15 protein-coding genes are annotated in these 24601 nt (G+C 70.5%); 3 read left to right on the forward strand and 12 right to left on the reverse strand.

Features of this window, described 5'->3' with window-relative positions; genetic code table 11:
- Positions 1 to 333: 333 nt before the first annotated feature.
- From aroA to AC07CM_RS40710, 5 genes are all read right to left on the reverse strand, one after another.
- A complete protein-coding gene (aroA, locus tag AC07CM_RS40690) occupies positions 334 to 1566 on the reverse strand; it encodes a 3-phosphoshikimate 1-carboxyvinyltransferase (protein WP_478881566.1) in 1233 nt (410 codons plus the stop codon).
- 266 nt (positions 1567 to 1832) lie between these two features.
- The gene (locus AC07CM_RS40695) at positions 1833 to 2357 is read right to left on the reverse strand and encodes a DUF4188 domain-containing protein (protein WP_478881567.1); all 525 of its coding nucleotides are present in this window, start codon (positions 2355 to 2357) and stop codon (positions 1833 to 1835) included.
- Positions 2351 to 2566 carry a hypothetical protein gene (locus tag AC07CM_RS40700; RefSeq protein WP_478881568.1) on the reverse strand — a complete coding sequence of 72 codons (216 nt, stop codon included), beginning with the start codon at positions 2564 to 2566 and terminating at the stop codon, positions 2351 to 2353. Before AC07CM_RS40700 ends, AC07CM_RS40695 begins: the two co-directional genes overlap by 7 nt.
- Positions 2567 to 2591: 25 nt before the next feature.
- On the reverse strand, positions 2592 to 2804 hold the full coding sequence (locus AC07CM_RS40705; RefSeq protein WP_478881569.1) for a hypothetical protein: 213 nt from the start codon (positions 2802 to 2804) through the stop codon (positions 2592 to 2594).
- Positions 2805 to 2995: 191 nt separating this feature from the next.
- The gene (locus tag AC07CM_RS40710) at positions 2996 to 4066 is read right to left on the reverse strand and encodes a YncE family protein (protein WP_478881570.1); all 1071 of its coding nucleotides are present in this window, start codon (positions 4064 to 4066) and stop codon (positions 2996 to 2998) included.
- 1192 nt (positions 4067 to 5258) lie between these two features.
- On the opposite strand from AC07CM_RS40710, the gene AC07CM_RS40715 reads away from it, so the two are divergent.
- The 3 genes from AC07CM_RS40715 (at position 5259) to AC07CM_RS40725 (ending at position 7012) form a co-directional block, all read left to right on the forward strand.
- Entirely contained in the window at positions 5259 to 5666 is a 408-nt protein-coding gene (locus AC07CM_RS40715; RefSeq protein ID WP_478881571.1) for a MerR family transcriptional regulator, read from the forward strand.
- On the forward strand, positions 5549 to 5920 hold the full coding sequence (locus tag AC07CM_RS40720; RefSeq protein WP_478881608.1) for a hypothetical protein: 372 nt from the start codon (positions 5549 to 5551) through the stop codon (positions 5918 to 5920). Before AC07CM_RS40715 ends, AC07CM_RS40720 begins: the two co-directional genes overlap by 118 nt.
- Before the next feature lie 195 nt (positions 5921 to 6115).
- On the forward strand, positions 6116 to 7012 hold the full coding sequence (locus AC07CM_RS40725) for an AfsR/SARP family transcriptional regulator (RefSeq protein WP_478881572.1): 897 nt from the start codon (positions 6116 to 6118) through the stop codon (positions 7010 to 7012).
- Positions 7013 to 7091: 79 nt separating this feature from the next.
- Here the strand turns inward: AC07CM_RS40725 and AC07CM_RS40730 are convergent, their stop codons facing one another.
- The 7 genes from AC07CM_RS40730 to AC07CM_RS40760 all read right to left on the reverse strand — a co-directional run.
- Positions 7092 to 8381, reverse strand: coding sequence for an NAD(P)/FAD-dependent oxidoreductase (locus AC07CM_RS40730; RefSeq protein WP_478881573.1), 1290 nt, complete (start codon positions 8379 to 8381; stop codon positions 7092 to 7094).
- Positions 8382 to 8392: 11 nt separating this feature from the next.
- Positions 8393 to 9124, reverse strand: coding sequence for a 4'-phosphopantetheinyl transferase family protein (locus AC07CM_RS40735; protein WP_478881574.1), 732 nt, complete (start codon positions 9122 to 9124; stop codon positions 8393 to 8395).
- A gap of 28 nt (positions 9125 to 9152) precedes the next feature.
- Positions 9153 to 10946 carry an acyl-CoA dehydrogenase family protein gene (locus AC07CM_RS40740; protein WP_478881575.1) on the reverse strand — a complete coding sequence of 598 codons (1794 nt, stop codon included), beginning with the start codon at positions 10944 to 10946 and terminating at the stop codon, positions 9153 to 9155.
- Between the two features lies 1 nt (position 10947).
- The gene (locus tag AC07CM_RS40745; RefSeq protein ID WP_478881576.1) at positions 10948 to 12645 is read right to left on the reverse strand and encodes an acyl-CoA dehydrogenase family protein; all 1698 of its coding nucleotides are present in this window, start codon (positions 12643 to 12645) and stop codon (positions 10948 to 10950) included.
- Entirely contained in the window at positions 12642 to 14267 is a 1626-nt protein-coding gene (locus AC07CM_RS40750) for a PfaD family polyunsaturated fatty acid/polyketide biosynthesis protein (RefSeq protein ID WP_478881577.1), read from the reverse strand. Before AC07CM_RS40750 ends, AC07CM_RS40745 begins: the two co-directional genes overlap by 4 nt.
- A 45-nt stretch (positions 14268 to 14312) precedes the next feature.
- Positions 14313 to 21905: a beta-ketoacyl synthase N-terminal-like domain-containing protein gene (locus tag AC07CM_RS40755; protein WP_478881578.1), complete on the reverse strand. Its 7593-nt coding sequence runs from the start codon at positions 21903 to 21905 to the stop codon at positions 14313 to 14315.
- Positions 21906 to 22007: 102 nt separating this feature from the next.
- Positions 22008 to 24601 (reverse strand): SDR family NAD(P)-dependent oxidoreductase (locus AC07CM_RS40760; protein ID WP_478881579.1); only part of this gene is annotated, 2594 nt, incomplete at its 5' end.

Consider the following 24601-nt stretch of genomic DNA (forward strand, 5'->3'; position numbering starts at 1 on the left):
GGACGCCGTCGCGGAGAAGTTCGGCGGCGACTCCGTGCCGGAGACCCGCCGCAACGTGCAGTCGTACCTCGACAACCTCGCCATCCGGTGAGCGCGCCATTCCTCCCGGTCGCGAACGCCCGGGGTGCCTCGCTAGATCGTGCTGAATCCGTAGTCAGATATCAGCATTCCGCGTGCTTCCGTAGAGAAGGTCCGTGACGGTGTCACCAAAGCGAGCGTGAGGGCTGTGGTGTCCTGATGACGGTCTCTCGCTCCCTCTCGCTGCTGGTGCGGCAGGGTTGCGCCACCTGCCCGCCCCGTCGCGGCCTTGCGGCTGCGACGGTTATTAGCCCCTTATGGCAACTGATCCCGCAGTTGCGTGAACGCCTTGTGGAACTCCGGGAAGGTCTTCCGCACGCACCCGGGGTCGTCGAACGAGATTCCCGGGGACTTGAGGGCGGTGACTGCGAAGGACATCACGATGCGGTGGTCGCCGTACGTCGTGATCTCGCCGCCCTCCGGTGTCCCGGGCCGGATCTCGATCCAGTCCCGGCCCGTGGCCACGTCCACCCCGAGTCGCCGCAGGTTCTTTGCGCAGGCGTCCAGGCGGTCGCACTCCTTCACGCGTGTGTTCGCCACGTCCTCGATGCGGACCGGCCCGGAGGCGAAAGGGGCAATCGCCGCGAGGGTGGGCATGGTGTCGGAGATGTCGCGCATGTTGACTGTCAGGCCCCGCAACGCGCCGGCCCCGCGCACGGTGGTGCCGTCCGCGGCGATCTCCACGTCCGCGCCCATGCGCCGCAGGACCTCCACGAAGCCGAGATCGCCCTGGAGCGTTCCTTCGCCGAGGCCCGCCACGGTCACCTCGCCGCCTGTCAGTGCCGCCGCCGCGAAGAAGTAGCTTGCGGTGGAGGCGTCCGGTTCGATCGCGTAGGTCGTGGCCCGGTAGCCGGTTGGCGGGATCGTGAATATGTCGCCCTTGCGGCCTACCTCGGCTCCGAACGCCCGCATCATCGCGATCGTGATGTCGACGTAGGGGGCGGAGACCAGGTCCGTCACCCTCACTCGCAGACCGGAGCGGGTCAGCGGGCCGAGCAGTAGGAGCGCCGTGAGGTACTGCGAGGACTGGCCCGCGTCCAGGACCACCTCGCCGCCCTCCACGCCTGCCGCCTCGATCCGCAGCGGGTGGTGGCCCTCCGCCTCATCGTGCCGCAGGTCCACGCCCAGGTCGCGCAGGGCGCGGGTCAGTGGGCCCAGGGGACGACGCCGCATCTGGGCGGACGCGTCGAAGCGGTAGGTGCCGTGCCCCGCGGCGGCCAGCGTCGGCAGGAAGCGGGCCGTGGTCGCGCCGTCCCGGCAGTACACGTCTGCCTCGCGGGCCGGCGGACCCTGCGGGCGACCGTCGATCTGCCAGGCGTCGGGGGTGAGGCCGATGCGGTAGCCGAGCGTGCGGAGGCCCTCGGCGAAGCCCTCGGTGTCGTCTGAGCGGAGAGGGCGCCGGAGAGTGGTGACACCGTCGGCCGCAGCGGCCAAGAAGAGCGCGCGGGCGGTGATGGACTTGGAGCCGGGGATGTCGACTACAGGCATAGGGGCATGCTGACTTGCTGACGGGCCCGGGCGCTGAAACGTCCGCCCACTGGACCCTCGCCGACACTAGCTGTTTTCCGAACCCCAAGACGAGGTAATCACCGCGCTCGCCTGAGAGAGTCCCCGCAAGTGGCGTGCAGGGCTGGCAGCGCATTCCACCAGGTCACAGCGTTTCGGTGTGCCTGGGCCACCGTGGGACGACAGCCCTGCGCTACCACCCCGAAAGAGGGCAGAGTCAACGCTGCGGTAGGCCCTTCCCTGGCACCTCATCCGTCATTGGCCGCCATGGCCCTCGCCGACCGGTTTGCGAACCGGTCCTTCGCCCGCCGCCCCCGCCTCCCGACCGGCACCTGCCCATGGGCCGCGGCGAGCCCGAAGGCCGGCATGTCCCCGTAGATCGCCTCGTACGATCCCTCGGGCACCACGTAGGTCTCGTGCCAGATCCCCACGTGCTGCCGCACCTTTCCGGCTCGGTCCTTGCCGTTGATGAGCGTCCACATTTTGTGGTGAAGCATGTCGGGATTGGACGCGTACGCGTACAGCTTTTGCTTGGACTCCCAGTACTGGACGAGGTAGTACGTCCGCGGGGAGGCCGTCACCAGGATGTGCCAGAGCAGTCCACGACCGGGGTCCTTCGTGAGTTCGCGCAGCATGCGTGGCATGGCGAGGAGCACCGGCACCCAGTGGTGCACCGCCCAGAAGTGGTGGATCCGCACGCCGATCAACAGGACGACGACGTCTCCTTCGGCTGCTGCGGTGGTGTGGCCCGCGGCCACGGGGTTCCCTACCATGACGCCTCCTTCGGCGCTCCGTCCCGACAACTGGATAGTAATGGTATCCACGACGCCGACCCTTCTTTCTCCACCCCAGGGGCCGTCATGGTCTTCGCGGAGGCCTCGTTGAGCGGGGACCACGCGCCCCACACGCGGTGCAGGCCGAGAGCGTCAGAGCCCACGTCGAGCAGCAGGCGCACTGCCTCCACGCCGTAGCCCCCCCCCACGCATCCAGGCGCAACGCGAAACCCATCATGGCTTCGCGCTGCCGATGGGTTCGGTGGCCAGGCGGCCGAACTCGATCAGCTCGGCCGTCTCCCGCTCGATGACGGCGACCGCGTACTCCGTGCGGGGCGTCGCCGTGGCGGCGATGGAGTGGGCTACGATCCGCCCGCGGGTACTCGACTCGAAGCTCAGGTGCTCGGCTGCTTCCGCGCTGCCGTAGCTGCCGAACACCGCATCCACGTCCTCGGCGACTCCTCCCCCGGATAAATCCCGGGGGAGGAGTCACGTGGTACTCATGACACCTAATAGACACTTGTTCGGGAACGGTTCCGAAAGCCCATGAACGCACGGCCACATCGTCTCGCCGCCCACCCCTCGCCGCGGGCAACGGGTGCAGGGCAGGGCGACGTGTGGCGGCCTCCGGCAGCGGGTCAGCGCGTGGCGTGGATGCGGTGGATCGAGTCGATGGCCTGCGGGCCAGCCTCCGCTTTGTCGACGACGTAGGCGATGCCGTGGGCGACGGTGACGTGGTCGGTGTTCGCGCCGGTGGGGAGGTCGGCGACGACAGCGCCCTCGAAGGGATCCACCACGCTGGTGGTTCCGGCGTCCTTGTTGACGACGAAGACCCGACCGGTGCAGACGTCGGTCGCCACGGCGAGGGTCCCGGCGCCGGTCTTGATCTCGTTCGTGATCTTGCCCGTGGCCAGGTCGACGACGGAGATGGAGCCGGCGGTCTGGTTCGCGGTGTAAGCCGTGCGGCCGTCGGCGGACAGCGCCACAGCGACGGCGCCCTGCCCGGCGGGGAGCATCCTCGGCTGGTCGGAGCCGTGGGGCACCTCGATCAGACGGCTCTTGGCCATGTCGGCGGCGTAGACGTTGCCGGTGAAGGGGTCGACGGTCAGGCCAGTGGGCCAGGCATCGCTGACGGTGACCCGCTTGCGTTCCTGGTACGTCCGCAGGTCGAAGGCGACGATGCTGCCCTCCAGCATGGCGCTGCACCAGGCCAGACCGCGCGGGATGTCGACGGCGACGCACCGCGCGTGCTCCACGCCGGGCAGCGTGGCGAGGTGGCGGCCGGTGCGCTGGTTGTACACGGCAAGTGCGTTGTCCACAGTGGCGGTGACCCACACAGTGTCGTGCAGGTCGTCGACGGCCACCCCGTAGACGGCCTCCACGGCGCCGGTGGCCTGGTCGGTGAGAGGGGGCTCGTACTCGGCCAGCAGCTTCAGCGTCCGCGGGTCCACTTTAAGCAGCCGGGACTGGGTGATCGGGGGGTATCCGATGGAGCTGGTCACCCACAGCACGTCGTTCCGTGTCGAGTGGGCAACTTGGTAGAGTCCATGGGCGAGTTCGGCGGACTTCATGGTGTATGTCGATTCCTGAGCACGGGATCGGTCGTAAGTAGCGGCCGTCGCCGCTCCGGACGCGCCAAGCACACCGCCTGCCGCGAGCGCCGCGCCGAGGAAGGTGCGGCGGCCCATCGGGTTACGGGTTCCAGACATGGTGTTTCCTCCAGAGTCGGGAATCATGGGGTGGGTGCGGCCGGCGTGTTCCGGCCGACCGGGGAGACAACGAGCCTGCGCAGGTGGTCGACAGGTACCACAGGGCGGCGGACCTCGCCAACGTGGGGCGTTCGCGGGCTCGGAGTTCGGTGCAGTACGAGGCCACTGGTGGACTCCAGCAGCGCGGCGGCGCGCCGTACGTTTTCGGCGAGGTCGTCGCTGCGGAGTGAAGCCGACCAGCGGATTGGCGGGCCAGGCATTGCAGCATCACAGGGAGGTCGGGTTCCCGGTCGGCGGTGAGGTCGAGGGCCCGGGCGAGGACAACCTTGTCGAACTCGCTGGCCCGCCAGCCGATCCATGGCGGCCGCACCGTGGCCTTCGGGCGCGGGACATTCGGTCCAGGCGACGAGCTCGGGCCCGAGCGCTGGAAGCGCAATCAGTGGGTCCGTACCGAGGGCCAGCGCCCGGTGCAGCACAGCGGGCACAACCAGCTTGACGAGTGCGGCCCCGTCGAAGGAGATAGCACCGACCACCACGAGGTCGGTCTCTGCGTCGGTGCGCGCCGCCCTCAGCGCAGCTCGTACGCGATCCGTCAACGGCCTTGCATCAAACGACGCTTGGGCGCGCACGCCGCTACCGAGAAGGGTGCGTGTCGGCGAGGCGAAGAAGCTGCGCGTGCCGGGTCGGTAGGCGTCGAGAAGGACTGTCGCCGTGCCGACGGCGTCGACTTCGCTCACCCCGGGCGAGCGTCTCGTGGACTCTGGTCACCTTGGGTTCTCCGGGTTCTCCGGTACCGCGGGTACCGGGGCGAAGGTCTCAGTCAGTACGGGTGGGCCAGGCACGACCCGACGGGGGGTGCATCTAAGTACCGACCTGGCGCGCATGAGTGGGGCGCCGGTTCGGCTGACGGAGCGTCGGAACCCTCCGGGTGCCTTGGCGGGAACAATAGTGGCGGCGCATCTTTACGAGCGTGCCGCCTGATAAGGCCTGACACACGACGGCGTGGCCTCAAAGAGGGGCGGTCAAGGAATGGCAAAGGGCTCAACCCCTGAGGCGCCCAGGCGGTCCTTGCAGGCCGATGCGTCGCCCGGCCTGAACAGGAGGCCCGGCCGAGGGCGGGGGTATCCTCGGGCGGGGCGTTTAGTGGGCGGCGTGACCGCCGTTCGCCGCGTCGGCGCGGGCCTGCTCGTCGATGTGGCGCTTGGCGTCCTTCCAGTCGATCGGCAAGGTGCCGCGGGTTGGCGACCTCGAGGATCTCGCGCGCCCTGTTGGCCATCACCGCGAGGGCCTCACGCCCAGCAACCTGTGCGAGGGTCTGCTGCCGCCCGGCCGCGCCACGGCCGCGAACCAAGCTGCGTACGGCGAATCGCACCTGCGACGGCTGTGGCTAGCTCGCGCGCTGATCGGGGTGGGCGGACTGTCCGTCACCGTCACCAAGCAGGTTCTCGGCACCGCCTTCGGGCGCCGGAAGACATACACCAGGTGCTCGGCCTGGTTGTCGGCATCCGGCCCTGGGCCAACGGCGTGCCCGAAACACCGCAGGCGGAAGACCGGGCCGAGGAGCACGACCACGAGGCGGGCGCCCTGGTCGACGCGATGAGCTGGTCGGTTTCCGAGTACAACCCGGCCTGGCATGTCATCGATCACACCCTGCAGCCCCTCTGCGCGCTGGGCCTGGACTACGACTTACGGTTCCCCCTCCCGTGTGCCAAGCTCACGAGGCGGACTGCCCATCTGGACCTGGGCGAACTCCAGTCCCATGTGGGCCCGTTGGAAAAGGCCGCGCGGACGGTGCTCCTGGCGTTCCTTCCGGAGCCGACCCTGATGCCTGATCAGGAGGTCGGGCGGCCATGAGTGAGGGGTACTCACGTCCACTCCGGGGCGGGCAGCCACTCCCGGGCGACGCATCCCGCCACGGGACGCGAAGGTGAGTACCCACAACTCAGGCCCGCCCCTTCCTCTACGTGATCTTATCGTATGCGGAATTCGCTACGGCGCGATACATAACGGCGCGCGCCATGCTGCCACCGCACACGGGGAGGTAGGGGAATGCAGTTCCGCATTCTGGGCCCGCCCGAGTTGTACGACGAGACCAGCGACCGGAGCTTGCCACTGAACGCCCCGAAACAGCGACTGTTGCTAGGCTCGCTGCTCGCACAGCCGAATTCCCCGGTCGCCCGTGAACGGCTGATCCGGGAGCTTTGGGGCGTCACGCCGCCACGCCGGGCGATCCATACACTCAACACTCATGTTTCGACATTGCGCAGGTCGCTGCTGCAACTTGATCCAGAATGCGGCGACACCCCGCGTCTCGTCGCCCGCGGGGCCGGCTACGTCCTGCGGGCCGATGCGGCGGAGACTGACGTCGGGCGCTTCCGCCGGGCGCTGGCACTGGCTCGCCGCACGACGGTAGGTGATCCGGAGGGTACTTACGCGTCGCTGCGCGAGGGCCTTTCCTTGTGGCGCGGCAGTGTCTTGGGGGGCGGCGTCTATGGCCCGGCTTGTGCCCGGCTGGCGGCGCTGCTGGAGGGGGAGCGCCAGGACGCGCTGGAGATCTACTTCGATTGCGCGTTGCGCACCCGGCGGCACCGCGACATTATTGCGGAACTGGAGGAGGTCACCGCCGCCCATCCGCTGCGCGAGCGCTTCCACGACCAACTGATGCTGGCTTTGTGCCGCTGCGGGCGAGGCGCAGAGGCGATCGGCGTGTATCAGCGTGCCCGGCGCCAGCTGGCTGCCGTGACCGGTTGTACGCCGCTGCTGACGGCTCGGCTAGAGCAGATGAGCGTCTGCTCCCCCGTGCTCACTGATCCGGCCGCTAAGGCTGCCGAGACCGGCCTGCCGCGTCGTCAGGCGAGCGGTGTCGAGGCGACCGAGGAGCTGTCGGCAAGTTCGGTGCTGGGGTATCTCACCGATCTGCTCAGCGGTCAGGTGCTCACGTCCTGAGACGCGCCCGGCGGCCTCCCTGCAGACAACGGCGTGCCCTCCGCCGGAAGCGGGGGGCACGCTTTGCGCTGCGAAACGGTCAGAGCTCGCTGATGAGCTGCCGCGCTGATTCCATTCCGGAGGAGTAACCGGCTTCATGTGAGCCGATCTGGTCCACGCCGTGCCGCTTGGCGTGGAAGTAGGAGCCGCACAGCTTCACGCGGGTTCCGTCATTAACGTCGTAGATGTCCTTCTGCATGTTTCGGACGTTGATGTCGATGATCGGGTGGGTGTACGGGAATTCGGCGATGACCGACTCCGGGTCGATCCCCAGCGGGTAGTCGAGGGTGACGAAGTAGTCCTTCTCCGAGGTGAATCCGTGGAGCTTGTTCATGTAATAGGCGACGTAGGTGCGGTCCTCGCCGTAGACCTCGACCTTGCCGTAGTTCCAGGCCTCCCAGCGCTCGCGGTCGGCGGGCATCACCGAGGGGTCGGTGTGCAGGACGACCGAGGAGGTGTTGTAGCGGACCTTGGAGAGGACCTCGCTCTGGCGGTCGGTGGGGTTGTCGAGCATGGCAAGGGCCTCGTCCGCGTGGGCGCCGATCACCACGTAGTCGTAGCGTGCACTGCCCTTGGCGGTGGTGACGGTGACGCCGTCGGCGTCCTGGTGGACGGCGGTGACCGGCTCGCCGCTGCGGGTCTCGGGGCCGATGGCGGCGAGCGCCTTGCGGACGTAGGAGATGGAACCGCCGCCGACCGTGCGCCAGTCCACCTGGCGGCCGCCGAGGCCGCCCTCGTCATGTCCCAAGAAGAAGGCGATGGCGGTGCTGGCCGGCATCTGCCAGATCAGCTCGGCCGGGATGGACCAGACGGCGGAGCAGAGCAGGATGACGTAGGAGTTGCGGAACGCCTGGCTGTAGCCGCCGCGGTCGAGGTACTCGCCGAGGGGGATGTCGGCCTTCTTGCGGACGAAGTCCTTGCGGCCCTCGGTGTGGAAGCGGCGTGCCTCGCGCCAGATGGTCAGGAATTCTTCGGAGTATCGGGCGGCCACCTCCTCTTCGGCCAGGCCGAGCTCCTTGGTGCCGTACTCCAGGCCGGAGTCAAGGTCGAAGAAGTTGAACGCGCCAAGGTGCTCGACCGCCTCGACGTCCAACTCGTCGAAGAACTCGCAGAGGTTGGTGTACGCGGGCCGGTTGAAGACGACGAACGCCGTGTCAATGCCGAGGGTCCGGCCGTTGTCCTCGACCTCCACGGTGTTGGCGTGGCCGCCGAGACGGTCCTCCCGCTCGTAGATCGTGATGCGGGCACGCTCGCGCAGGTGGTAGGCCGCGGAAAGGCCGGAGATACCGGCACCGACGATGGCGACACGCGGGGTGGTGGATTGCGTCATGGTGTTGTCCTTCATGCGGTCGAAAGGGCGGTGAGCGAGAGGTCGGACAGGTCGGTGCGGCGCAGGGCTCCTGGCCGACCGTGCTCGGTGGCGACGGCGACGACATGCCGGGGGCCGGGGTAGAGCAGGTCGAACCACCAGCGGTTGTCCGCGTCCGGCTGCCGGGGGTCCCGTACGGCGATGCGGCCTTCCGGACGCCGTACGAAGGTGAAGCCACCCAGGTCCCGGGTCAGCCCGGTGCCCAGTGCCTTCAGATACGCCTCCTTCAGCACCCACAGCTCGCTCGCCAGGGCTCCGCGCGCGCCGCGCGGGGCCCTGGCGAGCTCGGTGCGCTCGTCGGGGGCCAGCCGCCGTTCGAGGTGGGCGGTCAGGTCCGCGGGGGCCGGCGTGGGGCCGATGTCGACCCCGCAGCCGTTCCCCAGAGTGGTGACGCACGCCAGCAGGCCGTCGTGGTGCGAGAGGTTGAACCGCACTCCCCCGTAGGCCGGCTCGGGTTCGGGCCGGCCGTGGACGCCGTGTGTGAAGGCCCAATGGTCGAGCGGTCGGCCGGTGCGCGCGGAGAGCGCGTAGCGGCACAGCAGCCGCGCGCCGAGGTAGCGGCGTCGGGCGCCCGGAGTGATCCGCCGGCCGAGGGCGGCGCGCTCCTCGGGCGTGAGCAGCCGGGTGCCGCCGAGCGCGGCGGCGAAGGTGTCCACGGCCGCTTCCGGCAGCAGCCACAGGAATGCCGTGTCGCTACGGTTCACGCGGGTCACCTCCCGGGTCGGCGGCGGCTCAGCGGCGGGCGGCGGACTCGTCGGTGACCCGCTTGGCGAGCGGGAACTGCCAGTGCGAGAACAGGCGGTTCTCTTGGTGCAGATGGTGCAGCACTTGCATGACCTCGTCGACCACCGCCTGGGAGGTGAACAGTTCGTGCGGGTACAGCTGCCTGCGGATCCGCTCCAGCTGGAGCAGGAGCAGGGACGCGCTGGGCAGTGGGGCCTCCATGGCCTCACGGGAGTGCAGGTAGGTGTGCACGCAGGCCGCGGCGGCGTGCACCAAGCAGTACTCCTTGGCCAGTTCGAACAGTTCGGGCGACTGGGGGTAGTCCTTGCCCAGGGCGGACTTCAGCGCGGTGGCACGTTCGCGCATCGGGCTGGTGCGGCCGATGAGTTCCTCGGCGAGTTCCGCGGCTCGCTGCAGCCGCTCGGCCTCGGTTCCCTCCGTGGCCTCGGCGAGGGCGCGCAGCTGGCGCAGGGCGTTGGGCGCGGCCAGCACGGCGTCGTCCAGTCCGCGGCTGAACAGCTCCTGCTTCACGGGCTCGTAGACCGGCAGTTCGCGGTCGATGCCGAAGAGGGTGGCGACACGCTTGACGGCGGCGTCGCGCGCACTGTCGTCGGGCTCGGTGGCCTTGTCGAGCAGCCCGGCGAGCTGGTGTCCGAGGTTGCGGAGGTTCACCACGGTGTTGCCGTCGGCGATGTCCGTGATCAGGATGTCGCGGACCATCTTTTGGTGCATGCCGTAGTGCGGGTGGTCGCGCAGGAAGGTGCGCGCACCGAGGACGACGGTCAGCTGTGCCATCGTCTTCTGCAGGAGGGTCGGCACCTGGTACTTGACCACTGATGACCACACGCTGATCTGCTCAGGGGCCGCTTGGAGGGCGCGGGCGCCGCCGAGGACCATTGCGTCGGCGATCATCAGGTCGGCGAACGCCTCCGTCAGCTGGCGCCGGGTGTAGGGCACGTCGTTGATCGCGTCGCCGAACAGGACCCTGCGCTCGGCGAAGTCGAGGGCGAGGCGCAGGCTGGTGTCGGCGGCCGACAGCGCCAGGTGCATCAGGACCACGCGCGCGGTCTGGCTGGTCTTGAGCGCGATCTCCAGGCCTTGGCCCTCGCGCCCGATCATCGCCGAGTCCGGGACGAATGCCCGGTCCATTCGCACACCGCTGAGGTCGAGGGCGCGGGTGCCGTACAGGTCCTCGAACGGCAGATCCTCGACCGTGTCGGCCTCGGCCTGCCACTTGTCGAGGACGAACAGCGAGTAGGCGGCGGGGCCCGGACGCTTGCCGGTGCGGGCGAAGACGACCATCTTGTCGGCGACCGAGGCGTTGCCGATCGGCCACTTCTCGCCGGTCAGCAGCCAGCCGCCGTCGGTCTTGTCCGCGAGCACCTCGTTGGCGACCAGGTCACTGCCGTGCACGCGCTCGGACAGGCCCCAGGACACGGAGCTGCCGCGCTTCATGTCGTCGATCAGTGCGCGCTTCTGCTCGTCCGTGCCGAGGATCCAAGCGGGCATGAACCCCAGGCTGTTGAGGGCGAGGCCGACGGCGGTGGACGGGTCGCGGCGGGCGACCAGCCGCATGAGGCCGATCCCGGTCTCCACGTTGCCAGCCAGTCCGCCGTCCGTGGCGGGCAGGCAGTGCAGGTGGAGACCCCAGCGGCGCAGCAGGGCGACGAACTGGTAGGGGTACTCGCCGCGGACGTCGTGGTCCAGGATCTGAGCGAAGGGCATCCGGCTGTCCGGGTCGTGCGGGTCGCCGAGGTACTCCTCCAGCCGCGCGGCCAGCTCGGTCACGTCGGACTTGGACATCTCAAGACTCCTCTCGGGTGGTGGCCAGCCGTACGGGCAAGGCGGTGAACAGCCGGTTGTCGTCGCGCAGCGCGAGGACGGTGTCCAGCGCGGGTGCCAGCAAGGCCCCGTGGCGGCGCGGGTCCACACCGTCGGCGCGGGCGAGCAGATAGGCCAGGGTCGCGCCGAGCCAGCCGGTGGAGCCGGGCGCGGTGCCGTACAAAGACCGGTCCCGGTTGGCTCGCCAGAGGTGCAGGCAACAGGCGGCGGCGTGCAGCCAGGCGTACCGCTCGGCGGCGTCCACCAGCGCGTTCGGGTCGGCCCCACGCTGCTGTGCGGCCCGGGTCTGCTCCCCGAACCCGGCCACCGCGCCCGCCAACTGCCTGACCAGAGCGCCCACTTCCCCAACGTGCCCGACCACGGCGGCGCCGGCCTGCGGCAGCCCGGCGAGGATCGGGTTCGAGCCGCGGGTGAACATGTCGAGCCGCGCGGGCTCGTACGGCGGCAGCACGGCGTCCAGCGTGAAGACGGTATCCACCGCGGCCGGGTCCGGGCGGGCTCCGGCCTCGGTGAGCGTGGGCAACTGACCCGCGTACGAACGGAGGTTGGCGAGGGTGCTCGCGTCGATCACGCGGACCACACCGGAGTCGCGGCTGAGCTTCTGGAACAGCGCGGCACCGTGTGGACCCTCGCGCAGCACCGAGCGGGTGGCAAGGACGGTGCCGCAGCGGCGGATCAGATCGTCGGTGGCCTCGGCGACCACGTGCTTGGCGGCCGGCGCCCAGACACTGAACGCCTCCGGCACCACGTGCACCCCGCGCGCCGCGCTCAGCGCCACCGCGTCCGCGGCCAGTAGCGCCGCCGCGCCGACCGCCAACTCCCTTCGTATGTAAGGTGATTCGGCGAGCGATGCGCGACCGACCCGACGGGCTTTGGCGAAGTCCAGGGCGATTCGGACGGCGGTGTCGGCGATGCCCAGGCTGCCGGCCATGCTCATCAGCCGGACCGCCTGCTGGGCCTTGACGGCAACCTCCAGGCCCTCGCCCTCCTTGCCGACCAGCGCCCCGGCCGGCACGGGAACGTCGTGGAAGCGCAGGGTGGCGAGGTCGATGCCGCGCATGCCTCCGGTGCGCGGCGCGGGCACCCGCTCCAACCGGTCCTCGGTTATCCCCTCGGTCTCCAGGAGGACCGCCGAGAAGGCGCCCGGGCCCCGTTCGCCGGTGCGGGCCACCACATACACGGCGTCGCAGCGCAAGCCGAGGCCCACCATCCACTTTTCACCGCCCAGCACGCCGTCCGGGCTCAGCCGCACCTCGTTCGTGAGCAGGTCGCTGCCGTGTTCGGCCTCGGTGAGCGCGAAGGCCACGGCTCCGCCTTCGCGCAGGATCTCCGCGGCCCGCAGCTGCTGTTCGACGCTGCCGTGCAACTGCAGGCAGGTCGCGGCGATGATGCTGAACATCGTGCCGGGCATGATGTTCACGTCCCGGCGGGCGGCGGACCGCACCAGGGTGAGGCTGCGGTCGAAGGACTCGAAGCCGCCGCCCCACTCCTTGGGCAGGTAGTTGAGGTGGAATCCGGCCCGGACCAGCTCCGCGCAGAGTTCCTCGGGGAACTCGTCACTCTCGTCGCGCGCGACAGCGGCCGCGAAGCCGTACGGATTGGTGTCGTCGGCGGGGTCGCCGAGCCGCTCCTCGAGCTCCTCGGGGGTCGGCGCGCTCATCGCAGCCCTACCGAGGATCCGTGGGCCGGGCTTTCCAGCGGCACCGGGCGGTAGTCCGCGGCGGTCGACGGGATGTGCACGCCAGCGGTGCGCAGCTGGGCGAGCCGGGTGTGGAAGGCGGCGCCGCGCATGAGGTGATGGGCCACGTCCGCGACCCGGCGGTTGCCCGGAGACTTCAGGTAGCTGCCGGTCACCCAGTCGTTGAAGCTGCCCATCGCCGGGCCGCACCAGACCTGGTAGTCCATGGCACGGCTCTCGTCTCCGGTGACCGCCCAGCGCGAGGACATGCCCAGGTACCAGCGGAAGACCAGGGCCATCCGGCGCTTGGGGCTGCCCGCCGCGCGCTCGAGCTGCTCGGGGTCACGACGGGTGAAGTAGGTGACGCACTCCTGCCAGACGTCCTCGAGGGAGCGGCGGAAGATCTGCTGCTCCAGCTTGGCGCGGTCGGCCGGCGGGATCGTCTCCAGGCCGTCGTAGGTCTGGTAGATCGCGTACAGGCGCTTGGCCCGCATCGGGAAGAGCGTGCCCTTCTTCAGGACCTGGAGTTCGACGCCCATCTCGAACATGTCGGCCGCCGGGGCCATTTCGCAGTCGGCGATCCCGGCCTCGGCGAGCATGGCCTTGGACTTGGCGGAGGCGCCGGACTCCAGGCAGGACTGGTTGACGGACCCGGTGACCACATACGCGGCGCCCATCGCGAACGCCGCCGCCACCGCCACCGGGGTGCCGAGGCCGCCGCCCGCGCCAACCCGGACCGGCACGGTGTAACGGAACTCGTGCTGAACGCTGTCACGCAGCCGCAGGATGGACGGCAGCAGCGCGGGCAGCGGGCGCCGGTCGGTGTGGCCGCCGGAGTCCGCCTCGACGGTGATGTCGTCGGCAAGCGGCACATGGTGGGCGAGCGCGGCCTGCTCGGAGGTGATCAGTCCCTGTTCCTGCAGCGCGCTGACCACCGTGGCCGGGGCCGGGCGCATGAAGCGCTCGGCGGTCTCGGCCCGGGAGATCTTGGCGATCAGCCGGTTGTCGGCGACCACCCGGCCGTCCGGATCGCGGCGCAGTCCGGCCAGCCGGTAGCGCACCACGTGCGGCGTGAGGTCCATGTACGCGGAGGCCTCCACGCAGCGCACCCCGTGCCGCAGAAACAGCTCGACGGCCTCCCTCTCCAGCCGGTCCTCGCTGGGGCTGTGGATCAGGTTGACCGCGTACGGCAGACCGGGGATCTCCGCGGCGAACCGGGCGAGGGTCCGCTCAATGGTTTCGGGCAGCAGCCCGGCCGCGCCGAACGAGGCGAGGAAGCCCTCCCTGGCCAGGGCGATCACCATGTCGGCGGAGGCGATCCCACCGGCCATGGCCCCGGCCATGTACGGCTGGGCGACGCCGTGCGCGGTACAGAAGGCGGCCGAGCCGAGGCGCTCGGGCTGGAGCGGCTGGGCGGCGGCGAGCAGCGGCAGGCCGTCGCCCTCGGCGGTGGCGAATCCTCCGGACGCCACGCCGATGCCCTCGGGAGTGACGACGACGAAACAGGGCTGGTCCAGGTCGGCCAGCGCGTGGTAGATCCCAGCGGGGTCCGTGCTGGGGTACCTCTCTCCGTACCAGCGGAGAGGGGTGTCGCGGATGTCCATGATGAAACGAAGCTCCTTGGCTGGGCGGCGGGTGCGGGCGAGCCGTCACGCCTCGGTGGAACGGACCTCGATGGCCACGTCGGTCAGTTCGTAGATGCGCAGGCCCGGCTTCCACAGGTCGGCGTCCGCGACGACGAGCAGACGGCCCTCCTCGCGGCGGACCTCCTTGACGTGCACGTCGAAGAACAGCTCCTTGTCATGGCGCAGGATCTGACCGCGGTACTTCCAGGCCGTCTCGACGTTGGTGGCCATCGCGAAGCGGGGCCGCTCCATGCCGTCGGCGAGGTTCTGTTCCAGCACGAACAGCCGCATGGCCTGCAGGACGGCCTCGACGCCGAGCGAGCCGGGCATCACCGGGTCGCGGTGGAAGTGGCAGTCGAAGTACCACTCGTCGGGGCGTATCGCCCGGTAGCCGTGCAGGTAGCCGTGGCCGTGCCGGCCGCCGTCGGCGACCAGGTCGACGCGGTCGACGAGGGCGAACTTGTCGCCGGGCAGGTGCAGATGGCCGCCGCTCGCGTCGGTGAACGCCGGGGCGCCCTCGGGGAGTTCGATCCGGCGGACGCGGGAGGGGTCCGGCTGCTCGATCTCGAGCCAGGGGGCCACGAACTGCCCGTTGTCGAGGCCGACCTGGTTGGCGAGAGCCGCACCGCTGAAGTAGCCGAACAGCGACTCGCCGGTGTAGAAGACCTCGCCGTCGGCGGAGAGCTCGTAGCTGAAGTTCTGCAGGACCGCGCCTTGGATGGCGCTCGTCATCAGCAGCTTGGAGTGGTGCCGGATGGTCTTGCCGCGCAGGTCGATGTCCTTGACCAGCGTGGCACGGCCGTCGAGGTTGCGGATCGCGTACTGCTCCTCGGGGTTCTTCAGTGTGGCGCCGAGGTAGTAGCCGAGGAAGATTGCCGCCTGGAGAGACGACTCCATGTAGACGGCGTTCGGCATGTGCGGGAACGAGTTCTGCAGGTAGTACCAGGCGTCGGTCGGGGAGTCGTACTCGGTGACCATCTCCGAGCCGGGCGACAGGTCGCCGCGGGTGCCCTTGAGGGACATGACGCGGTCGACGAACTGGAAGTCGCCGTTCGGGATGTAGGGGGCGCGGCTGTCGCGGTAGACCTCGAACTCCGCGCCCATCGCCATGTCGAGCAGACCCTTGGCGGCGTGCGCCAGGTGCAGCTCGTTGATCATTGCGGGTTCGCCGGCGCGGTTGCGGCGGCCGAGGAACTTCGGGACGCCGCCGGCCTCCGGACGGTAGGGCGCGCCGTCCTTCTCCCGCACCTGCAGGCCGAGGTTCTTCATCCGGATGACCGGCTTGTCGCCGAGGTAGATGAGGACGTCGGCGATGACCGTGGCGCGCGGCAGGAGCGTCAGCTCCATGACCTCGACCTCGTAGCGGATCTCCTCGTGGGCCTGGGTGATCTGGCCGCGGACCTGGACCTCGATCGGGGTGTCCGTGACGCACTGGAACCGGGCGTCGGGGAGGGTGAGGTGCAGGCCCTGGTGCAGCAGGTAGATCTGCAGCAGCTGGACGGCGCCCTCGGCGACCAGCGAGCCGGCCAGGACGTGGTCGTCGGGGAAGTGGCAGGTGAAGTACCAGGCGTCGGGCTGGAGCTTCTTGATCGCGCTGAGCGTGCCGAGGCCGCGTGGGCCGCCCTTGCGGTCGATGACGACGTCGTCGACCATCCGCAGCTTCTCGTCCGGCAGCCGCAGGGCGGGGTTGATGCCCGGGTCCTGGGCGTGGTCTGGGCCGAAGACGTCGCCGGGCCGGCCCTGGGCGAGCAGGTCGAGGTCCTCGCACCTGAGGTGGTTCTTCTCGGTGTACGCCAGCGGCTTGAAGTAGCCCCTCGGCAGCTGGGCGCGGGCGGCCTTCTCCTTCTCGGTCATCACGACGCCGAGCGGGGTTTCGAGCTCCTGTCGGCTGAAGAATCCGGCGCAGGCGTCGTGGAGTTCGAGGATCAGCTCGCCGTCGGCGTAGCACTTGTAGCTGAAGAAGAACAGGGTGGTGTCGCCCTGGTGGACGAAGCGGTCGATGGAGATGTCGTAGCGCAGTGTCTGGCCGACGCGGGGCAGGTTGCCGCGGAAGATCAGGGTGCTGTCGAGCAGTCGGTAGACGCGCTCGCCCTTGTTGCGGAAGTCGATGCCGAGATAGCTGACCAGCAGCAGGTCGCACTGCCCGGCCTCGACGGTCACCGCCGGCGGGACACCGCCGTCCACGGCGTACCAGGCGTCCTTGGGAACGTCGTACTCCGTGGTGATGGTGGCGGGTTTGAACTCCCCCGTCGTTCCCTCGATCGCGGTCACGCGGGTCACGAAGTGGTACGGGGGTGCGGGCAGCCGGACGCGCTTGGCATAACCGTCGATCACCCCGAACTCCGGGCCGAAGACCTTGGCGACGGAACCGACGGCGAACTCCAGGAGGTCGGCCTCGTCCCAGATGACGCCTTCCTTGACGTCCTTCGTGGTGTGGTCGCGCGAGTCGGCGGCCGGGGCGGCCGGCGTGCTCGGGGGGGCCGGCAGGGCCGGGGCAGGGGGCGCCGTGCGAAGGGCGGGCCGCGGTGCGGGGGTCGGCGGGGCGACGGGCTCCGCGTGGATGGTCGTTTCGGGGGCTGGCTGCGCGTTGGTGCCGTCCAGGAACGCTTCCACCCGGCTCAGCGTGGCCGCCTGGAGGATGTGCTGGGTCTCCATCACCACCGAGTGCGTGGCCAGCATCTGACGGCGCATCTCCCGCACGATGTCAGCCGCGACAGCGGCCGACATCCGCCTGTCGCTGTGCGAGGCGGCTCCGGCCTGTGCGGGCGGCGTGACGGGGGCCGCCGGTGCGGGCGGCGTAACAGCGGCGGCGGGCGTGCCGTCCGGGATGTGCGGTGCCCAGGGCAGGTGCGAGATCGGGGTGCCGTCGAAGGTGATGACCTCGGCATCGGCGAGAGTCGGGTCTGCGGGCATGAGAGCTGAGTCCTCCGGCGGTACGGACGGAACGGGGTCGGGCGCCGACGGGGCGGCGCCGGAGTGCGAAACGGGCGCGGAGGCCGACGGGAGCGCCGACGCGGCCGCGGCACCGCCCCCTGGAACCTCGACCGGCACGGATGGGCTTCCGGCGGAGGGGGACGCCGACGCGGATGCGGCCGTCGCCGGACGTGCGCCTGCGACCGGGCCGGTGAGCCGGGGCGACGCGGACGCGATCGCACCGGGGCTCGGCACTGAGGCTGGTGAGCCGGGCGTCGCAGCCGACGAAGCCGTGCCTGACAAACCGCCGGCCACCGCCGACGGTGTCGTCGCCGGGGCGAGCGCGGGGGTTACCGTCCCTGCCACTGTTGCGTCCGCTCCCGTGGGCGATGCGGCGAGTTCACGGGCGACGCGGGCCGGGACGGGGGCCGCGCCGCCTACGCGGAAGCGGGTGGGGCGGGCGGGGCGGGACGGGACTCGTTCGGCAGCGGGGCCCAGGAGCGGGGCCAGGTCGACGTCGAGTCCGTGGGCGGTCAGTCTGGCGGCCAGCTGGGCGATGGACTTCGTGGCGGCCAGGCCCCGGCGGTCGACCGGCACGGCGACGTGCGCCGCCTCGCCGAGGGTCTCGCGGACCCAGCGGGAGCAGGTGGCGCTGGGTCCTACCTCCAGGAAGTAGCGGAAGCCCCGCTCGTAGGCGCTGCGTACCAGCCGCGGAAAGTCGATCGGGGACCGCAGCGTGTGCGCGATGCGCCGGGCGATCTCCTTGCGGTCCAGCGTGGGCAGCACCTCGTAGTCGTACGCGCTAAGGAGTTCGAGGTCCCCGACGGAGCCGGTCGGGTAGTCGTTCAGGCCGGCGAGGCCGTCGGACTCGGCGTCCACCACTGGGCAGTGCATGACCGCGTTGACGGGCGAGCGCGCCGCGGGGCAGCCGAGTTCCTTGATCAGGGCGCGGCACTGGGCCGGGTCACCCGCGATGACCAGCTCGGCGGGGGTGTTGACGTGGGTGAGGTGGACGCGGTCGTAGCGGGGCAGCACGGTCCGTACCGACTCCGCGTCGGTGAGCAGCACGTGGCTGGCCCACACGTCGGAGTCCGGTGTGGCGTCGGGCAGTTGCCACGCCTCGCGCACCGTTCGGCGCCGCCCGCACAACCGGTCCTTGAAAATCGGTGTGTTGCTGATCAGTGCGTCGTCACGGCCCTCCGGCAACCAGCCGCCGGTGGCGAACAGCATGCTCGACTCGCCCAGGCTGTAGCCGAATCCGCCGTGCGCGGTGATGCCGAGGACATCGCGAACCAGGTCCGTGTAGAGGATCGCGAAGCTGCTGCCGGTGGCGAGCATGAACGGGATGTCCTCGCCGAGCCCTGCCTCCAGCGCCATCAAATCCCGTCGCTTGAGGGCGGCTTGGGCGCGCGGGTACAGCTCGGCCGCCCGCAGGTGACGCTCCGGCGCATCCGCCTGGGCCTCGAACCGTTCCAGCAGCCCGGGGAAGGCGCGGAACAGATCCTGCCCGAGCCCGGGATAGGAGTTGAAGGCACCCGGGTAGACGAGCGCGACTTTACCCTCGGGGCCGATCGGACGTGCGGTGAAGCAGCTGCCGGCCGGGGTGGTCCACTCGCCGCCCGAGGCGTGCACGGTCGGCAGGTCCCGGGCGGCAAGGTCGAGTTGGGACCGCAGCTCGGCGAGGTCGCGTCCGACGAGCACGACCCGCAGCGTCCGGCCGGGCAGCTGCCGGGCCGTGTCGCGGGCGAGGGCGTACGGGTCGGTGTCCCCGGCGAGCAGCTCACGGTGCCGTTCGATGGTGGTCAGCAGTCCGTCGAACGAGTCCGCGGACAGCGGGAGTACGATGGGTCCGCCCGCGCGCTGCCAGTCTTCGGCCACGATGGTGCCGCGGGTCGCCTCGGCGGACAGCACGAGGTGCCCGTGGGCGCCGGACGAGCCGATGAAGCCAACGGCCGCGTACCGGCGTGATCCGGAGGTGCGGCGCAGCCATGGGCGGGACGCGTCCGGCACGTAGAGCGCGGAGGCCGCGAAGTCGTCGGTGAGTTCGGCGTCCGGACGGCTCCAGCCGCTGGTACCGGGTAGGTAGCCGTGGTGCAGGCAGAGCACGGTCCGGATGAGCCCGGCCATGGTCGCGGCGCAGCCGGCGTCGCCGATCTGCGCCTTGGCGCTGCCGAGCGCGACGCGGCCGGTGCGGCCGACCGGGCCCTGCGGGCTTCCGGTTGCCGGGTACGCCTTCGCCAGGCCCGCGATCTCCGCCCGGTCTTCATGGGGTGTGCCGCCCGCGTGGGCCTCCACGTACCCGATGTCCTCGGCCGTGACCCCGGCGGCGGTCAACGCGGCTTCGGCCGCGGCCGCGTAGGTGTCGCCGTCGGCCTCGGGCACCCTGCCGTCCACGGGCGCCGCGTGCCGGATCGCCATCGAGTCGAGCCGTGCGTACACGGGTGTGGCGGACTCGCCGGGCCGGGTGACGACGATCGCCCCGGCACCCTCGCCGATCCGACGGCCCCGGCTGCCCTCGCCGAAGGTGAGCCCGGCCTCGGCGACCACGTCGGGGCGCAGCAGCAGGTTCTCGGCGGAGCCGGCCAGGTCGACGGCGCCGACTAGGACGGCCTCGATGCCCGAGTCGAGCAGCAGCAGCCGCGCGACCTCGAGGGCCTCGGCGGTGGCGGAGCCGTCGGAGGAGATCGTGAAGGACGGGCCAGTCAGGTTCCAGAGGGACGAGATGCGGCTGGCCATCACATTGCCGATGTAGCTGAGCACCTCGTTGGCGACGATCGGATCGACCACCGCGTCCCGGCCGACGGCGGTCAGCCGGGCTAGCTCCTTCTCGTCGACCTGTATGCCGGCGCGCGCGAACTCCTGGCGTACGAAGGTCCCAAGGCCGTACCGCGTGATCCTCAGGTGGGTGGTGGGTTCCGTCTCCATGCCGATGACGACCGCAATGCGGCGCGGCGCCGGTGCGGTCTCGCCCTTGGGCACAGCCCGGCTGTATCCGGCGTCGTGCAGGGCCTCGTCGGCGACCTTGATGGCCAGCGCGTGCTGGAGGTTGTAGGTGCGCAGGTCGGCGGGCGGGATCTTCAGGTCCATGGGGTCGATGCCGAGCCCGTCGATGAACGCGCCCTGCGGCAGCGCGTCGGGCGAGACTCCGGTGCCGTGTTCGAGGGAGCCGCCACGGGTCTGGTCGAGACCGCGCCAGCGCCGTTCGGGCAGCGGGATCAGCGCGTCCTGGCCGGTGTGCACGGCGCGTTCGTAGGCGTCGAGGGAGTCGAACGAACCGAAGTGTGCGCCAAGTCCGGCGATGTCGAGGGTCGGTACGGGCTTCTCGGGGGCCGGGGTGCTGGCCGCGGCGGGGTCCGGCTCGGACAGCACGACGTGCGCGTTGGTGCCGCCGAAGCCGAAGGCGGACACCGCCGCCCGGCGCGGCCCGTCGCCCTTGTCCCAGTCGCGGCCGGTGCGGACGAGGGACTCCTCGCCGACTCGCCCGTCCTTGGAACGGATGGGGTGGTCGACGCCGGTCGTCGGGGGCATATGGCCGTGGCCCATGGCTAGGACCACTTTGAGTAGGCTGCTGAGGCCGGCCACCGTGAGGAGGTGGCCGATGTTTCCCTTGACCGAACCGATCAGCGGGATGCGGCCCGCCGGGCCGAAGAAGTCGCCGACGGACTGCGCCTCGGTGGCGTCGCCGATGGGCGTACCGGTGGCGTGGCACTCGAGGTAGTCGATGGCCGAGGGGGCGATGCCGGCCTGTTCGTAGGCCAGTTGGTAGGAGCCGAGCTGGCCCGCGCCCTGGGGGACGAGGAGGTGGCGGCCGCTGCCGTCGTTGGTGAGCCCGATGCCGTCGACGACGGCATGGATGCGGTCGCCGTCGCGTAGTGCGTCCGCGAGCCGCTTGACGGCGACCATACCGGCTCCCTGGCCGGTGAGGATGCCGCCGGAGCGGGCGTCGAAGGGCTGGCTGAATCCGTCGCGCGGATAGGCGCCCAGATCGCCGAAGGACAGGTGGATGAGGGTGGGGTCGGGTGCGCAGACACCGCCGGCGAGAACGAGGTCGGCCTGTCCGGCGGCGAGGTGGTCGCAGGCCAGCTTCAGCGCGTACAGCGCGGAGGAGCAGGCGGCGTCGAGGGCGTATCGGGGGCCGCCGAGGCCGAGCGCGGCGGCGGCGACGCCGGCCGGGGAGCCGCTGACCTGCAGGTCCTCGGCGTTCAACCGGCGGCGATCGATACGGTCGCCGACGTGCGCGAGGGGGCCGAGCGGCGCGTGGCCGGCCTGCCGTAGTCCCTCGAGGACGGCCTCCTGTACGAGCGGCACGCTCACCTTGGCCGAAGTGGGCGTCGGGAACGAATAGTTGCCCAGGATCAGGCCGGTGCGGGCCAGGATCTCCGGGCGGTCGGCGTGTCCGCTGTCGCGCAGCGCCTCCCTGGCCACGTGCAGGGACCAGTGGAAGATCCGGTCGAGGCCGGCGAGGTGCGCGGGGTCGAGTAGATAGCCGTCGGGGTCGAAGTCGAAGTCGGTGATGAAGCCGCCCCGGCGGCAGTAGATCTCGTGTCGGGGATCCATGTCGCGGGGCTCGGGCGTCTGGCCGAAGACCTCCTCGCCTCCCTCCCGGCGGCTGTCTGCGCCGGAACGGAGGTTCTGCCAGAACTCGGCGGGCGTCTCCGCGCCCGGGAACAGGCAGGAGAGGCCAACGATGGCGTACTTGCTCATGAGAGCTCTCGGGTCCCTTCTGACGGGCGGCAGGCCCGGACGGTGGCAAGGTGAGGAACCGTCCGGGCCGAGCCGCTCGCTTGGCTGGATTCGAAGCGGAAATCAGCCGCTGATGAACTTGGCCGCCAGCTGCGGGGCCGAGACCACGCGGACACCGTCGAACCGGGCCAGCACCGTTCCGTCGGGGGCGCAGGCGGTGATGGTGAGCGACGCGGTGGTGGAGGTGCTGCCCTCGGCGGGCTCGACGACGATCAGGAACGGCGCACCGTCGGGCAGCGGGTGGTGCAGGTCGACGCGGGCCACGCCGAGGGGCAGGGACGCGCTGTCCCTGAACAGCCGGACCCAGACCAGGCCCGCCTGGAGCAGCAGGTCCGCGGTGCCGGGCGCAAATCGGGAGCCGCCGAACGCGCCGCCCTCGGGCCGTAGTTCGGCCAGCTCGCACTGCAGGACCAGCCGCGACTCGTCCTCGGCCAGGATCCGACGCACACCGCGCAGCGCCGGGCCGTGAAAGAGGGTGCCGTCGGTGTAGAGGCCGTCGGCGTCCCGTCCGCTGCCGAGGGCCGGCAGAGCAGTGACGGTGGCGCCGGCGGGTGCGGGTGCGGCGCCGGGGGTGACCACGGCCGCGAAGTGCGGGCGTACGGCGCCCTTACCGTCCGTGGACTGGATGGCGACGTGAACGGTGTCACCTGCCGGGGTCATGGTCAGAGCAAGGTGGGCGGGCTGGGTGCCGTCGAAGACGATGCCCTTGTGGACGGCGAAGTCGGTCACCTGCCGCACCTCGGTGCCTCCGCTTCGCTCGACCGCGCCGATCGCCCAGCCGAGCGCGACCACCGCGGGCAGCACCGGCGCCTCGCCGATCACGTGGTCGGCGACGATAGGGTCGCCGGGCAGGGTGTCGATGCTCCGCTCGACGGTGACGGCGCTGGTGGCGGCCGTACGCTCGGGCTCCGACAGGGGGGTCGTCGGACCGAGAACGGTCACCACGTCCGCGGCACGCTCGGCGGTGAACTGCTCGCTGAACAGCCGGGCACCGGTGTCCACCGGGATCAGCGTGATGCCGCGCTCCTGGAAGACGGCCTTGATCTCTGGGGAGACCATGCCGCTGTCCCAGGCACCCCAGTTCAGGGAGGTGACTCGGGCAGCGGGGTGGCGCTGCTTGAAGGAGGAGCCCCAGGCGTTGAGGACCTCGTTGGCCATCGCGTAGTCGGACTGGCCGCGGTTGCCGAAGAATCCGGCGACCGACGAGAACAGGACCACGTGACGCAGGCGGTCGGCGTCGAGCGCGGCGACCGCGCTGCGCAGTCCGGCGAGCTTCGGCGCGAATACCCGCTCGATCTCGGAGGCCTTCTTGTTGGCGATGAGCTGGTCGGCCAGAACTCCGGCGCCGTGCACCAGGCCGGTGATGCGCTCCTTGTGCGGGGCGAGCGCAGCAGCTGTGGCGGCGGGGTCGGTGATGTCGACGGCGAGATACTCGACGGTGCTGCCGGCAGCGCGTATGTCGGCGAGGGTGCTACGGATCTCCCGGGCGCCGGTCACGGCGCGGAAGAGCTGATCGACGCGCTTCGGGGTGGGCTTCTCGCCGGATGCCTTCAGCTGCGTGGCGGCGGCGGCCTTCAGCCCGGCGTCCTGGACGCCCTGCGCCCAGGCCGGCTCGTCTCCCAACGGTGTACGGCCGAGCAGGAGCAGTCCGGGCTGGTGGCGCCTGGCCAGTTCGGTGACGCAGGAGGCGGTGATGCCACGGCCGCCGCCGGTGACGACGATCAGGTCGCCTGAGCCGAGGGCCGGGACGTTGGTCGCCGCCGGGTGCAGGGGCTGTTCGGCGAGGCCGAGTCCGACACGTCGGATGCCGTCGTGGCCGGCTTGTGTGGTGTCAGCGGCTGCGTCCTGCGTCTCCGCCAGGACCAGGGCGGCGCCAGTCTCCGGAGGGAGCGCGGGGGCCAGGTCGACGGTCCGGCAGAACAGTCGCGGCGCCTCGACAGCCAGGGTCTTAACCAGGCCCGCCACGCCTGCGGCCGGGGCGAGATTCTCGGGTACGCCAGTGAGGCCGAAGGCTCCGTCGAGGCGGGTGACGGTGACGAACGCGGCGCGGCCGGCGTCGGCCTCCGTGTTCAGCGCCTCGACCGCGTACTTGGCCACGAGCAGCACGTGGGCGAGGCGGCGGGTGCCGACGGAGAAGTCCTCGTAGTGGGTGGCGGAGAGATCGAGGACCAGGTTGATCCGGCTGGCGAAGATGAGTTCCAGCTGCTCCGCGAGTTCGGTCACGCCCCATCCGGTCAGGAAGTAGTCCTTGACGCTGCTGATGGTCTGCGATACGCCGGGCAGCCGCAGCACGTGCACCTGCTTGCCCGACTCGGTCAGCCGGTTCGCAAGTTCGAGCGCCAGCTCCGAGCCGTCGTCCACGATCAGCGCGCCGGCGTCCTTCGGGTAGGCATCTACCAGCCGGTCGGGCATGGGCAGTTCAACGAGCGCGGCCTGCGCGCGGCCGATGCCACCACCCGTTTGGACGCTCTCGGCCGACGTGGGGGCCGCGACAGCCGGGGGCTTTGTTTCGGTGTCGCTCGAGGCGCCGGACATGAACTCCACGATGTGGCGCAAGGTGCGCAGCTCGGCCAGCTGCTCCGGACCGGCAGCCACACCACCACCGAACCGCTCCTGCATCACACCCATGATCTCGACCCGCTTGATCGAGTCGATCA

The organism is Streptomyces sp. NPDC044061, assembly GCF_056434305.1.

Bases quoted from the DNA above. Each gene is read 5' to 3' on its own strand.
- aroA (WP_478881566.1), bottom strand. From the start codon at position 1,566: ATGCCTGTAGTCGACATCCCCGGCTCCAAGTCCATCACCGCCCGCGCG.
- AC07CM_RS40695 (WP_478881567.1), bottom strand. From the start codon at position 2,357: ATGGTAGGGAACCCCGTGGCCGCGGGCCACACCACCGCAGCAGCCGAA.
- AC07CM_RS40710 (WP_478881570.1), bottom strand. From the start codon at position 4,066: ATGTCTGGAACCCGTAACCCGATGGGCCGCCGCACCTTCCTCGGCGCG.
- AC07CM_RS40715 (WP_478881571.1), top strand. From the start codon at position 5,259: ATGTGGCGCTTGGCGTCCTTCCAGTCGATCGGCAAGGTGCCGCGGGTT.
- AC07CM_RS40725 (WP_478881572.1), top strand. From the start codon at position 6,116: ATGCAGTTCCGCATTCTGGGCCCGCCCGAGTTGTACGACGAGACCAGC.
- AC07CM_RS40730 (WP_478881573.1), bottom strand. From the start codon at position 8,381: ATGACGCAATCCACCACCCCGCGTGTCGCCATCGTCGGTGCCGGTATC.
- AC07CM_RS40740 (WP_478881575.1), bottom strand. From the start codon at position 10,946: ATGTCCAAGTCCGACGTGACCGAGCTGGCCGCGCGGCTGGAGGAGTAC.
- AC07CM_RS40745 (WP_478881576.1), bottom strand. From the start codon at position 12,645: ATGAGCGCGCCGACCCCCGAGGAGCTCGAGGAGCGGCTCGGCGACCCC.
- AC07CM_RS40750 (WP_478881577.1), bottom strand. From the start codon at position 14,267: ATGGACATCCGCGACACCCCTCTCCGCTGGTACGGAGAGAGGTACCCC.
- AC07CM_RS40755 (WP_478881578.1), bottom strand. From the start codon at position 21,905: ATGAGCAAGTACGCCATCGTTGGCCTCTCCTGCCTGTTCCCGGGCGCG.